The sequence below is a fragment of the Okeania sp. SIO2C2 genome (assembly GCF_010692625.1).
Classification (GTDB): Bacteria; Cyanobacteriota; Cyanobacteriia; order Cyanobacteriales; family Microcoleaceae; genus Okeania; species Okeania hirsuta.
Genome location: NZ_JAAHGM010000049.1, coordinates 16191 through 29847, shown reverse-complemented (window position 1 = coordinate 29847; position 13657 = coordinate 16191). Strand labels below are relative to the sequence as shown.

Sequence of the window (13657 nt, the reverse complement as noted above, 5' to 3'; positions counted from 1 at the left end):
TTCCTTCTTCCAAGATAATGACTTAATAACTCATAGCTGATAGCTGAAGTCCGCAGTTCCGACCTTATGAAGCTAGCTGACTGCTGAATGCTTGCGAATATTTTTTCGGTCAGAATACGGAGCAAACAAATTTCCCCTTGTTCCCTACTCCCTACTCCCTAAATTTTTTATTGTAGTTATTCAAACAGACATGATATAAAATGTTAGCTGGTTTTGATAAAGTAGGATAAATTTTAACAATTAATATTCTTTGTTAAGCTATAGAATATTTAATCGAAATTCCATTAGCAGGATGAGTATTAGATTCAATATAAATTGTGGTAAAATTTTTTTTAGTCAGGAATGGCAATAAGTGTGGGAATTACTTTTAGTATTTTGCAGTATATTGACCCCAGATTTATGAGTGAAAATTTGGTTATAGAGAAAGTAATGAATGACAGAAATATTTCAGTAGCTAGGATAAAGAATTATTCAGTTATTAATACTTGCTGTTGAGTTATTGAATATCTAATCGGACTACTATTAGGAGTATGGGTATTAGAACGAACATAAATTGTGGTAAAAATCTTTTGGTTATCAATGATAATAACTGTGGAAATTACTTTTGGTATTTTGCAGTATATTGACCCCAGATTTATGAGTGAAAATTTGGTTATAGAGAAAGTAATGAATGACAGAAATATTTCAGTAGCTAGGATAAAGAATTAGTTGATGAGAGATTCAGAACCGCCATTAATTAAAGACGACTAAATTATTATATTTTGTAGGGTATTAAAATTAATTATACTTTTACCGGAATTGCCAGCTAAATTCGCCAGTCGTTCAGAATTAAACTCATAACTCAGAATTATTTCTCGCTCAAAACATCACACTAAACTCAATTTGAATATCTAAATATTACTCAGTGCAAAACAAATACCTTAACTGTAAATTATTTTGGCTCCTGATTGGCAAAAATTAATTATTGAAGTTGATTAAATTCACAAATTTATTAAATTAATCAAGATTTAATGAGACAATAAATTTACTTGAGCGTTGGGACTGAAAAGTTGAATTCAACCCGACTCTCACTATTTAGAATATCAAAGAAGAGAAAATGTTAAAAAAAATTGTGGCCTTATTTTTAGTAGCGATCGCTCTGGTAGTAACAGGTTGTGTTTCTATTGGCGGTGGACTACAAAGCTTCGTGGATACAACTGATGGTTATGAATTCCTTTATCCTAATGGTTGGCTTGAAGTTAAAGTATCTGATGGCCCGGATGTCGTATTCCATGACCTAGTTGAGGCCACTGAGAATGTTAGTGTCGTTATTAGTCCTGTAGTCGGAGACCAAACTTTGGCTGACTTGGGTACTCCGACTGAAGTAGGATATAAACTGAGCAAAAATGCCATTGCACCAGCAGACTCTGGTAGGGAAGCAGAATTAGTAAGTGCAGAGGCACGAGAATATAAAGCTAAAACATATTATCAACTAGAATATGCTGTTAAATTAGCTGATGGGAGAAAGCGTCATAACTTAGCAAGTGTAGGAGTTAGTCGAGGTAAACTTTTTACTATCAATATTTCAACTACTGAAGCACGTTGGCAAAAAGTGCATGATAAGTTTGAGCAAGTTATTAACTCTTTCTCTATATATTAGTGAGAAAATTTTATATTAGTCAGGACTAGCAATTTTTTAAGTTTCCCTATCTTAAAAAATATCATTAAATTTATAGGCGATAGTCCTGACAAATTATCAATATTTTATGGAATATTTGTTTACTTGCTTGAAAAGATGAAAACTCCAAGGTTCATATTAGCTTCATCATCATCAGCGAGACTTCGCTTGTTAGAAACTACTGATATTCATCCTATAGTTATGCCTAGTAACTTTGATGAATTAACAGTTAAATTAATAGAACCTCGAAAATTGATAGAAACATTAGCCCAAGCTAAAGTAGAAACAATCTTGAAAAGATGAAAACTCCAAGGTTCATATTAGCTTCATCATCATCAGCGAGACTTCGCTTGTTAGAAACTATTGGTATTCATCCTATAGTTATGCCTAGTAACTTTGATGAATCAACAGTTAAATTAATAGAACCTCGAAAATTGGTAGAAACATTAGCCCAAGCTAAAGCAGAAACAATAGCTAAGTCTCTAATGAAAGAAAACTTATCTGAAACACAATCAAATTTAATTTTAGGATGTGATTCAGTATTAGTTATTGATGACGAAATCTATGGTAAACCAGCTGATAATAAAGAAGCGATCGCTCGATGGCAAAAAATGCGCGGTCAAGTTGGTCAATTGTACACTGGCCATGCTTTAATCGATCTAGTTAAAAATCAAACTATCGTACTTTGTAGAATGACAAAAGTTCATTTTGCTCTGGTTAACGACCGGGAAATAGAAGCTTATGTTGCGACTGGGGAACCTTTAAAATGTGCTGGTTGTTTTGCCATAGAAGGTAAAGGTGGTTTATTTATTGAAAAAATAGAAGGTTGTCATACTAATGTAATTGGTTTAAGTCTACCATTATTGAGAGTTATGCTAAATAGTCTAGGATATCAAGTGAGTAACTTTTGGTAGATTTAGATTATAAAATATCCGATTTTTTCATCTGATAATTATTCTAAATTGAAAAGTTATAGCAAATCTATATAGTGTTTTCAATAGGGTTTGCTGAAAAAGTATTTTTAAGGAGTGGGGGAGTTGAGGATAGAGAGTAGTCACGAGAAAGGAGGAATTAATGAGAAGATAGTCGGATATATTTCTCCCTTAATTTTTCTGCTATTATTCTGGCTAAAATGCTAACTTTTTGAAGATTTTCAACGGAAAATTAGGCACTTTTTTCGACCTAAAAATGCTAAAATCTTTATCAAAAGAGTACTTTGATATTTGATAGGCAATCCCTATTTAACAAACACTCTCTAATCAAGGATAGACTTTAAACCTTAACTAATAATTATTTGATAATTTAAGAAAAATTTTTAATTTTGAGCAAGATTATAATATGTATTTTTTCCTATAGGTATGGATGAAGATATAAAACTTGAATCTTTCTAACTTCTCTTAAATTTAGTTACTTATTAGATTGAAAATTACAATAATTTTCTTCTTTTCTCCCTTCTGAATTTCTTGATTGAAATTGTTTAATTACTGTACAAATTTTCATTCCCTATTCATGTCAGGCATTTTTACAGACTAAATAATCACAATTATTACCTAACTTAACTGAGCAAAAATAATCCTTATCAAGTAAAGCTTATCAAGTAAATATGATTATTTATAGAAATATGATTATTTATAGCACTTCCCGTTGCCCATGAGGTACACCTGTAGCAGGCAAGATGCCCATACTACAAATAAAGTACATATTTAACCCTCAAAAATAAAACCCTCATTGTATCATGTCCGGATAATTAGTGATAAAAAAACTTTTCCCTTTTTCTCCTCTTCTTCTTTCTTCTTGCTTCTTTATTCCCTCCTGACTCCTGACTCCTCAGTCATTTATTTATCAGTATTCAAGCAGAAATGAGATTATACCTGATTTTGCAACACATTCACAAGCAAACCTCAAAAATAAAATTTTTTCTTTAATGCCGTTGACAAATTCTTAAATAAGAATTATTCTGATTTACAGCAGTAAAAGCTGATACAGATTGAATTGCTAAGTTACTAAATCATTCTGAGGTTAAGTTATGGTTATTGAGCGTGTTCCTGATGTAGTATTCAAAACCCGTGTCCGTGATGAATCTGTTGAAGGACCTAACCCTTTTCGTTGGCAAGACAAAACTACCCAAGAAATTTTTGGTGGCAAGCGTGTAGTATTATTTGCATTGCCTGGAGCTTTCACACCAACTTGCTCATCTACTCACTTACCTCGCTATGAAGAACTATACGATGAATTCAAAGCACAAGGAATAGACGAAATTATTTGTCTATCAGTAAACGATGCTTTCGTAATGTTCCAATGGGGTAAACAGCAAAATGCCAAAAATGTATTCCTATTACCAGATGGCAATGGAGAATTCTCTCGTAAAATGGGAATGTTAGTAGATAAGTCCAATATTGGTTTTGGTATGCGCTCCTGGCGCTATGCAATGGTTGTCAATGACTCTAAAATCGAAAAGATATTTGTTGAAGAAGGTTTTAGCGACAACTATGGTGACGATCCATTCGAGACATCTGACGCAGATACGGTATTAGCCTATCTCAAGGGTACAGAAGCACCAGCAGAAAAACCAGCTCGATTAGAGTTTGTTGGTTAGTTCAGCTATCTATAGATGAAGCTGGAACTGGCAATAATAATACTATATGTAGCAATTAAATGTGATTATTGAACTGTAGCGTCTAAAACTTAACCTAAACAATAAATTTTTGGCACTACAAGGATATTTTTACATTACATTGCTATATATAGTTTTAACCCCTCTTAAGTAAGTAACGATAACCAAAATATATTCGGCAATTACCGTTTTTTTTACTTCAGTTGATAAATAATTATGAAATTTTTCTCTATTAAAACTAAAATAAAAAAAATTATATTTTCAACTGATACATTATAGTAATATTTATTTGATTTGAATTGTATTTCCATACTCTCAAAAATGATAGTTGAAACTAGACAAAAAAGAATAGGTATTTTTGATAGTGGAATAGGAGGTATAACTGTTTTGAGAGAGCTATATAGACAGTTACCTAGTGAATCTATTCTTTACTTTGGAGATACAGCAAGATTGCCTTATGGCACAAGAACTAGCAAAGAAATTGTACAGTTTGTAGATGAAATTATAGAGTTGTTAATCAAAAGTGGAGTTAAAATGGTGTTGATGGCTTGTAATACCAGTTCAGCTCTTGCTTTAGAAGAAATTAAATCCAAATTTGATATTCCAATTCTAGGATTGATTGTACCAGGGGCAAATTATGCAGTAGAATTAGGGACAAGAATAGGTGTCATTGCTACCCCTGCAACTGCTGCTAGTAATGCCTATCGTACTGCTATTCTAGAGGCAAATTCTTCTGCTAAAGTGTGGCAAGTAAGCTGTCCCTATTTCGTACCTTTAATAGAGCAAAATCAGCTACATAACCCTTATACATATCAGATAGCAGAAGAATATTTGATGCCATTAATACAGCAAAAAATTGACACACTGGTTTATGGTTGTACTCACTATCCCTATTTAGAACCAATATTACGCTCATTTCTACCTAGAAATATTAATTTTGTAGATCCTGCTGTATCTCTAGTGAAAGTAGCTGCTAAAAAGCTAGAAATGATGAATTTACAAAATTATGAGAAAGCAAAACCAACAAAATTCGTAGTTAGCGGTTCTCCTCAAAAATTTGCTGAATTATCATTACAATGGCTTGGTTATAAACCAATTGTACAATCAGTTTCTTTATCTACAGTTTTAGACAAACCTATTTATATGGCATAGAATTTATGTTGGGGATATAAATAGAAAATTAAATGCTTAATAGAATCAGGACTTACGCAAAATACTATTTTATACGCTAGTTGTGGTGTAAGATGGGTTGGAACAAAAGTTTTACAGAGTTTTTGTGATTCAATGAAAGTGCCAATCTAGTTTGATAACTTCTCGTAAGCTTTATAGATAGATTATGGCAGTCTTATATCCGAATTGTGAAATATTTTAGGGTTATAGAGAATAGGAAACAGTAGAATTTTTATTAATGTTTTAGATCTATAGCAGTCGTCAAAGTGCTTAGGACATAAAGGAGAAACATAGCGTTGGCGGAGCAAGTGCGGCAGTTATATCCCCTCTATGAGATGGTCTAATAATTTTATACTTTTCTCTATGCTAACCCCTCTGACAGTTGCTATACTGTTGAATAATTATAAACTTACTTAAAACTTATATAAAATTTATCTAGAAAAATGTCTGAGAGAAAATTTTAGATTTTTATAGAAATACAATTCTATGGTTAGTTAAAAATTATTTCTAAACTTATACCAATTTTATGTAAGGCTGCACAGAATTATGAAATTTATTAACTTGTCTGTCTCGATCTATAGTCAACTCTAATTAAAATATTATTCTATGTAACTTTATATGAATTTGGCATTACGACACTTACACAAATGTCAAATATTTTATCATGACGTTGGCAGAAGACCCGCGCTTTCCTTTAGGAAGGGTCGGGATGAATGCCAACCCATGCTATAATACTACTACGAACCTGTTAGTAATAGGTCAAAACCGTTGAAGGCTAGATACAAGTATCGCATCTATCCAAATCAAATCCAAATAACCAAATTAAATCAGCTATTTGGTTGTTGTAGATATGTTTGGAATCAAAGTTTAGCACATTGTAATCACCTGTATGCTAATAGGGGAAAAAAACCTTCATATACTGATTTAACCAAGCAATTCATCACAAGGGCCAAGAAAGAATTGCTTTGGCTGAAAGATGTAGCTTCTACACCATTGCAGCAGTCTCTAAAGGATTTAGACCAAGCTTACAGAAATTTCTTTGATAGTTGTTCTGGAAAACGCAAAGGCATTAAAGTTAAACCTCCTAAGTTTAAAACTAGAAATTCTAGACAAGCGGCTAGATTTGTAGGAGCCAATTACAAAATTAGTCAAGATAAAATCTATCTACCAAAAGTAGGTAAGATTAAAATAGTTTGGTCTAGAGAATTACCAACAAAACCTAGTTCTGTATCTATCATTAAAGATAGTGCCGGCCGTTATTTTGCTAGCTTTGTAGTAGAAAATTCACCAGAATCATTACCAAAAACTGAAAATTATATTGGCATTGATTTAGGTATTAGTACATTTGCTACGTTAAGTAATGGTGAAAAGATTCTTGCTCCTAAACCACTTCAAAAAAATCTCAAAAAGTTAGCTAAATTTCAACGCAAGTTGGCTCGAACTGAAGTAGGCAGTAAACGCCGCCATCGATGTAGATTAAGAGTAGCTAAACTTCATGCTAAGGTTAAAGATATTCGTACAGATTTTCTACACAAGCTATCTACTGATTTAATCAGAAAGTACGACACTATTGTACTAGAAGATTTGTTTGCAAAGCATTCCGAAGGAAAGGTTTCTGGGATGATTAAAAATCGTAAGTTAGCTAAGGCTATTAATGATTTAGGTAGGAGAAAATTTAGGACTTTAACTGAGGCTAAATGCGAGAAATATGGTAAAGAATTTAGAGTCATTTCTAGATGGGAACCCACTTCTCAAAAATGCAGTTGTTGTGGATTCAAAGGAGGTAAAAAAGAATTAAATGTTAGGGAATGGACTTGTTTGAGTTGTGGCGCACACCATGACCGCGATATAAATGCCGCTGTCAATATTTTAGAAGTTGTTCAACCGAAAACCAAGGTAAAAACAGTTAAAGAAACATATTTTAGAAAATCCGATTCAGCTATCACTTTTTGATGTAGTCGCCGAGGGTCAACGGTCGATTATTTATCGGGCACGGAGCCGTCGTAAGTCTCGCTGTAAAAAGCAAGCAAACAGCAATGATGTGTCAATCCGCCTTGAGTTTGAGCAACTTCGGTTGTTTGAATAGATAGGAATCCCGCGTTGTCTCGTAGAGCAACGTCGGGAGGATGTCAATAGTTATTTGGTAGCAGAAGCAAGAAGCAAAAAGAAAAAATCTTGCGTTGTCTGAGTTTTAAGGTTTTTATCTTTCCTAACTTTTCTTCGACTACTATAATGTTTAGTACTCAAATTAATCTTAATAGTAGATAATTGATAGTTTATATATAACTATAGTATTATCTGCTGTTTTTTATTTTTTTTTATTAATGCAAATTAGTTCTTGAGTTAGCAATACCTTGTTGCCAAGATTTATTTTTTGTGATTTTTGCACCTCTTTGGGCTAATGTTAATAGTAAATATACAGTCAATACATAACCAGTTGCTAGAATGGGAATAATTATAGGAATGTGATTGTAGTCCATGGTTTTATGAGATGGCGAGGAGTATTTAGATGTAAGTATTTCCTAGCTCAAAAGCTAAGGAATTCAAAGATTAACTGAGTATTCTTTACTTAGTAATTAATTGAAATCAAGACTAAGAAAAACAATTATCATTTAATTTATTTTCAGAGCAAAATAAATTTATAGACAAAGTCTTGAACTCTTTGTATTCATAAGGTTGTAGCATTAAATAGTAATGCAAAGCAGCAGATATTTTGATTTTTCAGTTCATATATTTGAACTTTTTTTTAAGTTACCTTGATGTACTTTTAGAGAAGAGGTTATTCAGATTTGAAGTTGTTGATAATTACTGAGTACAATTGGTAAGCTGGAATACTATCAATTGATCGCAATTATATTACTTAATTAAATCATCTATCTATCTAAAATTTTAGCCTGGAGCTATGTTTTAGTAACTAATAACACATAGATTTTTATAACCTTAAGTTAACTCAATTTATGCACTTCAGTCATTGTTAAATATATCTCAGACAAACTATGCAGCTATTAAGTTATCTTCAATTATCATTAATTAGTTAGATAGAGTACCTGATAGCTTAATTGATATAACCTGCATGGTAAAAACTTTCAGGTTAATTTGGATCAAATATGATGATGACTAAATTATATGTATTCCAGCTCAGAAGTTTTTGACTATTCTCTTCACCAATAGGTAACTTTTAACTATTGAGGAATTTTTGGTCTATTTACTTTTTTAATTCAAAATGTAACTATTATCTCTTTTTACTCTAAATAGTTATATTAGATTGAGTCAACCTTTAATAGTGAAAAATTATTCTCTACTATTCCTAGCCAATCTTGATAATTAGGTAAATTGAGAGATAAATCTATAATAAGTCTAGTTCCTTACAGGATTACTCACGATTAACCTATTATAGTTAACAATTTTGAATACTTGAATTATTAAAGTTGTTACTATTAAACTAACACAGTCAGTACTATTTGTATATAGTATTTTGAGAGTTACTTAACAATTAGATACAATCTACTGTAGAAACCGACTTAATTTATCAAAAAAACAAAAAACAATTTTAAAAAAATCAACTTTACCTATATTTAAGGATGGTTGACTTAGAATAAGAATATAATATGTAAAATTTTGTTAACTTGTAGCTTTATTGGCTAATCCATGACCACTTCAACTCTCCTATTTTCACCAGTAGAAGCAGACCTAAAACTGCTAACAGATAACTTAAAACAATTAGTAGGTGCTCGTCACCCAATCCTGTACGCTGCAGCAGAACATCTATTCCGCGTTCAAGGAAAGCGAGTGAGACCAGCTATAGTCTTTTTAATTTCACGGACTACCATGCCAAATCAAGAAATTAGTCCTAAACATCGTCGTTTAGCAGAAATCACAGAAATGATCCACACTGCTAGCTTAGTTCACGACGATGTAGTAGACGAATCAGAAATTCGCCGAGGTGTCCCCACTGTTCATAGCTTATTTACCAATCGTGTTGCAGTACTGGCCGGAGATTTTCTCTTTGCTCAATCATCTTGGTATTTGGCCAATCTAGATAATCTAGAAGTAGTTAAACTACTTTCAGAAGTAATTATGGACCTTGCCGAAGGAGAAATTCAGCAAGGACTACATAAATTTGATACTGATTTATCAATAGATGCTTACTTAGAAAAGAGCTACTATAAAACAGCTTCTCTAATTGCTAATAGTTCTAAAGCCGCAGCTACTCTTAGTGGTGCCTCGCCAGAACTAGCTCAGGATATGTACTACTATGGCAGATATGTAGGTTTAGCATTTCAGATAGTAGATGACATACTAGATTTTACCAGTGCAACAGAATCTCTAGGAAAACCTGCTTGTTCAGACCTGAAAAGTGGCCACTTGACAGCACCTACGTTATATGCCTTAGCAGAAAAGCCAACTTTAGAAAAACTAATCGAAAGAGAATTAGCCCAAGATGGGGATCTAGAGGAGGCAATTCAATTGATTAAAGATAGCCACGGTATTGAAAAATCTCAGGAATTAGCTACTAAATACGCAAAAATGGGTGTTGAACATTTAAAGTCTTTACCAGATTGTGATTCTCGTGAGGCTTTGATTAATCTTACTGACTATGTTTTAAGTCGGCTGTATTAACTTTTAGTATTTTCCAATAAGTTAGTAAGAGTTAATTAATACTAGGAGTAGGATAAAACTTAAACATTGGTGATTAATTAATGCAGTTCTATTAATCTTTTGAAAGCAATCTAATCTGTCTTCAGATGAGTTTAACTTTGCTATTTCATTAATGGATAATGGATAATGGATAATTGCTTCTCCCTTTTAGGAAGAGGATTGACGCTTAAGGAAAAAAATAAATTTTTTCCCTTTGAAAGGCTTTGAAAGGGGAGGTTAATAAAGCTGAGTTATTAATTATTAATTATTAATTATTCGGTTAAATTCTATTTTCTCTATTTACTTGAGATGGTTGAACTATTAATTAATATCAGACAAGCTTTGAGGGTATTTCAATGCCTTAACTAACTATCAGCTATCAGCTATTAGCCTAAAAATTTGTGCATAGAATTAGGTGTCTATTTGTGAGCATTTTTTCAGGAGGTGCTTTTTAATTAGCTATTAGCTTTTCCTTATAGTGTTCGGCAATTGAGTTGCTGATGGCTGAGGTGCTGAGGTGCTGATTGCTATTTTAAGCAATATCCGGAGGAATTTTGCTAGAGTTGGAATTAGAGGATGCCTGATACTGTTTTAGATATATATTTATCAGCTTTTGGACATCCTCTCTTTTAACTTCTGTAGCTGTTGTTAAATTCCCAGGATGTTCAAAAAATACAAGGCTATCTAAAGGTTCAATTGCGATCATTTGGAAAAGTATGTAAACAACTGGAACAGGTTTAGTAACGACATTATCCTCTACAATAGAAGATGAAGCATCTTTTTGAGTAGGAAAAGCGTAAATAACACGTTTTTCTAATTCAGATTTATTACGATGACCAAGGGTAGTCAAAACCCAATTTTGCGTGTCAGTTTGCAAAATATAGTACTCTAAATGTTGTAATTGTTGAGCTAAAAGTTTCAAGGCAGGTGTAATTGCTTCAACAACTTCTGCTGTATTGCCATTTTGAGGTGAATTTTTAATGAGTGTTTGGATTTGTTGATCTAAGTCCATAATTTATTATTTAGTCTTTTCAGAAATTGTATGAAATCAGGGTGTATGTGTAATGAATAGAAAAAAATTATTAGTGGTTAATTTATTAATGCAATGATGGTGGAAATCTGCCAAGTTAGCGAAGAAAATTTAAAGCTCTTGCTAGATGAATTTCAGCAATCTACTCGTGCATCAAGGCAAAATTGCCAATCAGTAGCAGAGCGTATTAAACAAGAAGTAGAAAGAATTTGCATAGAAAGCAAAAGAATTCAAGCTTCGGGGGAAATAAGTAAATGGGCAAAGAACCTAGCTCAACATCGTCTGAGACAATGCCTACATTACTACAAGCTTGGTTCTAGAGAAGGAAGAATACATTTACATAGTAGTCTAAGTGCAATTGTTTATAGGTATATCACTCCTCCTCAAATACAATCAAGTTATCAGGCAAGATTAAATCTAATCGAAGACTTTTTACAACAATTTTATCTGGAAGCTTTAAATGCTTTTAGACGAGAAACTGAGCTGCCAATAATGTACACTCCCCATACATTATTAGAACTAGCAGAGTATATGGCCTTTACAGAGCGTTATGGCAAAAGACGCATACCTTTGTCTGGTGGTCGTAGTCAACAATTAATCATTCTGCGTGCTCAAACATTTTCCCATCAACAACCAAAGGAAACATCTGTAGATCTTGACCAAGCAGCGGAGGGAACAACTACTGACTCAGATAAGACATGGAATGATGGGTCTATGCAACAAGTGCGAGAAGCAATGGCCGCACGACAGGATACAGATGATGATATAGGTTCTCTGCGCCAGGTGGTAATAGAAGAACTTATGGCCTATCTGAAAGAACGTGGGCAGCAAGACTGTGCAGACTACTTTGCACTGCGTTTAGAAGACTTATCAACTGGGGAAATAGAATCTATCTTAGGCCTGACTCCCAGACAAAGGGATTATTTGCAGCAGCGCTTTAAGTATCATTTGCTCAAATTTGCCATGGGACATAGGTGGGAATTAGTTCATCAATGGTTAGAAGCAGACTTAGAGCATAATTTAGGCTTAACCCCCACAGAATGGACAGCTCTACATGACCAAATTGACGCAGAACAGAAAAGTTTGCTAGATTTGAAGCATAAAGGTCTTTCTGACGAGGCGATCGCGAAGACTTTAGGTCGTAAAGTAAACCAGGTGAAGAAGAAGTGGCACAAGTTACTCGAACTTGCCTGGGAATTACGAAATCATTCAAATTCCGGAGCGAGTGCATCAACTGATGAATAACGAAACGAATAAACAGGTGGAAACTTTCGAGGATAATTTCTTTGACTGGTTATTAGGGCCAAATTCTCAGGAAGTATCAAATGTAGGGCAAAATCAAAACAAGATTGAGAATGGAAAGGAAGAATTCAGGGTGGAAGAATTAGAGTGGGAAGATTTAGACCCACTTGATTCTGAAGAAATTGACTACCCCTACGACCACGAAAGTCAGCCACTTACACCCGGAGAAGTACCAACCGTGTATAATCGTTTCGAGACTGTATTACAAAAACGACTTAAAGCCAAGATTGAAGCTAAACCCCCACGATTTCCTTGGGAAAATAATCTGGTAAACTACGATGCTGAATATCCAGACGTAGAGGTAAATAACTGGTTTTCCCATATTAATTTGTGGGCATCACAGATGAACAATATTAAGTGGGGCAAGTTAAATATACCCTTAACGGAGACTGTCTTTGCTCAACTTTTACAATCTTGTCAGGATTTAGTACCATCTGATTTACTCCCCGGCAGTAAATTGGTTAGAGCAGTGGATAGTTTGTTCCCAAACCAATCTAAATCTTTAAATGACCTAGCTGGTTTAGTGCTTGTAGGTGGAACCCGCGATGGAGAATTGATTTCCAATCATATTACTGCTTATAACACTGCAACTCAAAAACAACAGATGTTGTTGTCTTTGCTCGCTGCCCAAGAAATTATCTCATCTTTAAGTTTGACTTGTCATTTAAATCAGTCGGTAACAAAAAGAGAATGGCAAACCGCTCTAGGGTGTCTTACCATCGAAGCTGAATATTATATTCCTGAAGATCCTTCTTCTGCGTGTTTAAAGGTTAAAGGTCAACTACCTGAAGCTGCAAGTTTCCAACTTCAAGGAAGAGGAGTTGAAGCGACTGCCCAACGTTTAGATGCGGGTACTCTATGTGTGGAGTTATTGGACCCACAACCAGATCAAACATATCAGTTAATTATTAAGTTCCTCAACTGGGAGCAATCTTTAAAGTTTGTTGTTCGCCTTCAAGAGGGAATAGGGAACAGGGAATAGGGAATAGTTTAGACTGTAGAGTAGAGGTTTTAAGTTCCATTAATATAACTTCTGACTTTTGACTTCTAAATTTTCTTGTAGGTCATTACTTTTGACTTTTGACTTTTGACTTTTGACTTGATGACGTGCCTATGCTTTCAAAGTTTTTCAATATTTATGAACGAAAATTTGTGGTTTAAAGCTTCCCCTTTTAAGAAGATAATAAAGAAAAATTTTCCCTGTTCCTCAATCCTCTCCTTTGAAAGAAGAGGCAATAATTAATAA

11 protein-coding genes are annotated in these 13657 nt (G+C 33.6%); 9 read left to right on the top strand and 2 right to left on the bottom strand.

What is annotated here, in order from left to right; genetic code table 11:
* Positions 1–1096: 1096 nt before the first annotated feature.
* The 6 genes from psbP to F6K18_RS27225 all read left to right on the top strand — a co-directional run bounded on the left by psbP (position 1097) and on the right by F6K18_RS27225 (position 7394).
* Positions 1097–1639 (top strand): photosystem II reaction center PsbP, encoded by a 543-nt coding sequence (gene psbP, locus F6K18_RS27250; protein ID WP_287525453.1) that lies wholly within the window; start codon positions 1097–1099, stop codon positions 1637–1639.
* Positions 1640–1774: 135 nt separating this feature from the next.
* Positions 1775–1960, top strand: coding sequence for a Maf family protein (locus tag F6K18_RS27245; RefSeq protein ID WP_287525452.1), 186 nt, complete (start codon positions 1775–1777; stop codon positions 1958–1960).
* Positions 1957–2571, top strand: a complete 615-nt coding sequence (locus F6K18_RS27240) for a nucleoside triphosphate pyrophosphatase (protein WP_287525451.1) — start codon at positions 1957–1959, stop codon at positions 2569–2571. Before F6K18_RS27245 ends, F6K18_RS27240 begins: the two co-directional genes overlap by 4 nt.
* Positions 2572–3683: 1112 nt before the next feature.
* A complete protein-coding gene (locus F6K18_RS27235) occupies positions 3684–4253 on the top strand; it encodes a peroxiredoxin (RefSeq protein WP_287275568.1) in 570 nt (189 codons plus the stop codon).
* A gap of 339 nt (positions 4254–4592) precedes the next feature.
* The gene (murI, locus tag F6K18_RS27230) at positions 4593–5423 is read left to right on the top strand and encodes a glutamate racemase (protein WP_287525450.1); all 831 of its coding nucleotides are present in this window, start codon (positions 4593–4595) and stop codon (positions 5421–5423) included.
* Positions 5424–6209: 786 nt separating this feature from the next.
* Positions 6210–7394: an RNA-guided endonuclease TnpB family protein gene (locus tag F6K18_RS27225; RefSeq protein WP_287525449.1), complete on the top strand. Its 1185-nt coding sequence runs from the start codon at positions 6210–6212 to the stop codon at positions 7392–7394.
* Positions 7395–7762: 368 nt separating this feature from the next.
* On the opposite strand, the gene F6K18_RS27220 is transcribed toward F6K18_RS27225, so the two are convergent.
* The gene (locus tag F6K18_RS27220; RefSeq protein WP_287525447.1) at positions 7763–7921 is read right to left on the bottom strand and encodes a hypothetical protein; all 159 of its coding nucleotides are present in this window, start codon (positions 7919–7921) and stop codon (positions 7763–7765) included.
* 1168 nt (positions 7922–9089) lie between these two features.
* On the opposite strand from F6K18_RS27220, the gene sds reads away from it, so the two are divergent.
* Positions 9090–10061: a solanesyl diphosphate synthase gene (gene sds / locus F6K18_RS27215; RefSeq protein ID WP_287525446.1), complete on the top strand. Its 972-nt coding sequence runs from the start codon at positions 9090–9092 to the stop codon at positions 10059–10061.
* A 550-nt stretch (positions 10062–10611) separates the two neighbouring features.
* Here the strand turns inward: sds and F6K18_RS27210 are convergent.
* Positions 10612–11091, bottom strand: coding sequence for a hypothetical protein (locus F6K18_RS27210; protein ID WP_287525444.1), 480 nt, complete (start codon positions 11089–11091; stop codon positions 10612–10614).
* Between the two features lie 96 nt (positions 11092–11187).
* Between F6K18_RS27210 and hetZ the strand changes: the two genes are divergently transcribed.
* Together hetZ and F6K18_RS27200 are read left to right on the top strand one after the other, a co-directional pair.
* Positions 11188–12354 (top strand): heterocyst differentiation protein HetZ, encoded by a 1167-nt coding sequence (gene hetZ / locus F6K18_RS27205; protein WP_287525483.1) that lies wholly within the window; start codon positions 11188–11190, stop codon positions 12352–12354.
* Positions 12347–13393, top strand: coding sequence for a hypothetical protein (locus F6K18_RS27200; protein WP_287525443.1), 1047 nt, complete (start codon positions 12347–12349; stop codon positions 13391–13393). The genes hetZ and F6K18_RS27200 overlap by 8 nt, the downstream gene beginning before the upstream one ends.
* Positions 13394–13657: the final 264 nt, after the last annotated feature.

Coding starts and splice junctions, on each gene's coding strand:
- psbP (WP_287525453.1), top strand. CDS start 1,097: ATGTTAAAAAAAATTGTGGCCTTATTTTTAGTAGCGATCGCTCTGGTA.
- F6K18_RS27245 (WP_287525452.1), top strand. CDS start 1,775: ATGAAAACTCCAAGGTTCATATTAGCTTCATCATCATCAGCGAGACTT.
- F6K18_RS27240 (WP_287525451.1), top strand. CDS start 1,957: ATGAAAACTCCAAGGTTCATATTAGCTTCATCATCATCAGCGAGACTT.
- F6K18_RS27235 (WP_287275568.1), top strand. CDS start 3,684: ATGGTTATTGAGCGTGTTCCTGATGTAGTATTCAAAACCCGTGTCCGT.
- murI (WP_287525450.1), top strand. CDS start 4,593: ATGATAGTTGAAACTAGACAAAAAAGAATAGGTATTTTTGATAGTGGA.
- F6K18_RS27220 (WP_287525447.1), bottom strand. CDS start 7,921: ATGGACTACAATCACATTCCTATAATTATTCCCATTCTAGCAACTGGT.
- sds (WP_287525446.1), top strand. CDS start 9,090: ATGACCACTTCAACTCTCCTATTTTCACCAGTAGAAGCAGACCTAAAA.
- F6K18_RS27210 (WP_287525444.1), bottom strand. CDS start 11,091: ATGGACTTAGATCAACAAATCCAAACACTCATTAAAAATTCACCTCAA.
- hetZ (WP_287525483.1), top strand. CDS start 11,188: ATGGTGGAAATCTGCCAAGTTAGCGAAGAAAATTTAAAGCTCTTGCTA.
- F6K18_RS27200 (WP_287525443.1), top strand. CDS start 12,347: ATGAATAACGAAACGAATAAACAGGTGGAAACTTTCGAGGATAATTTC.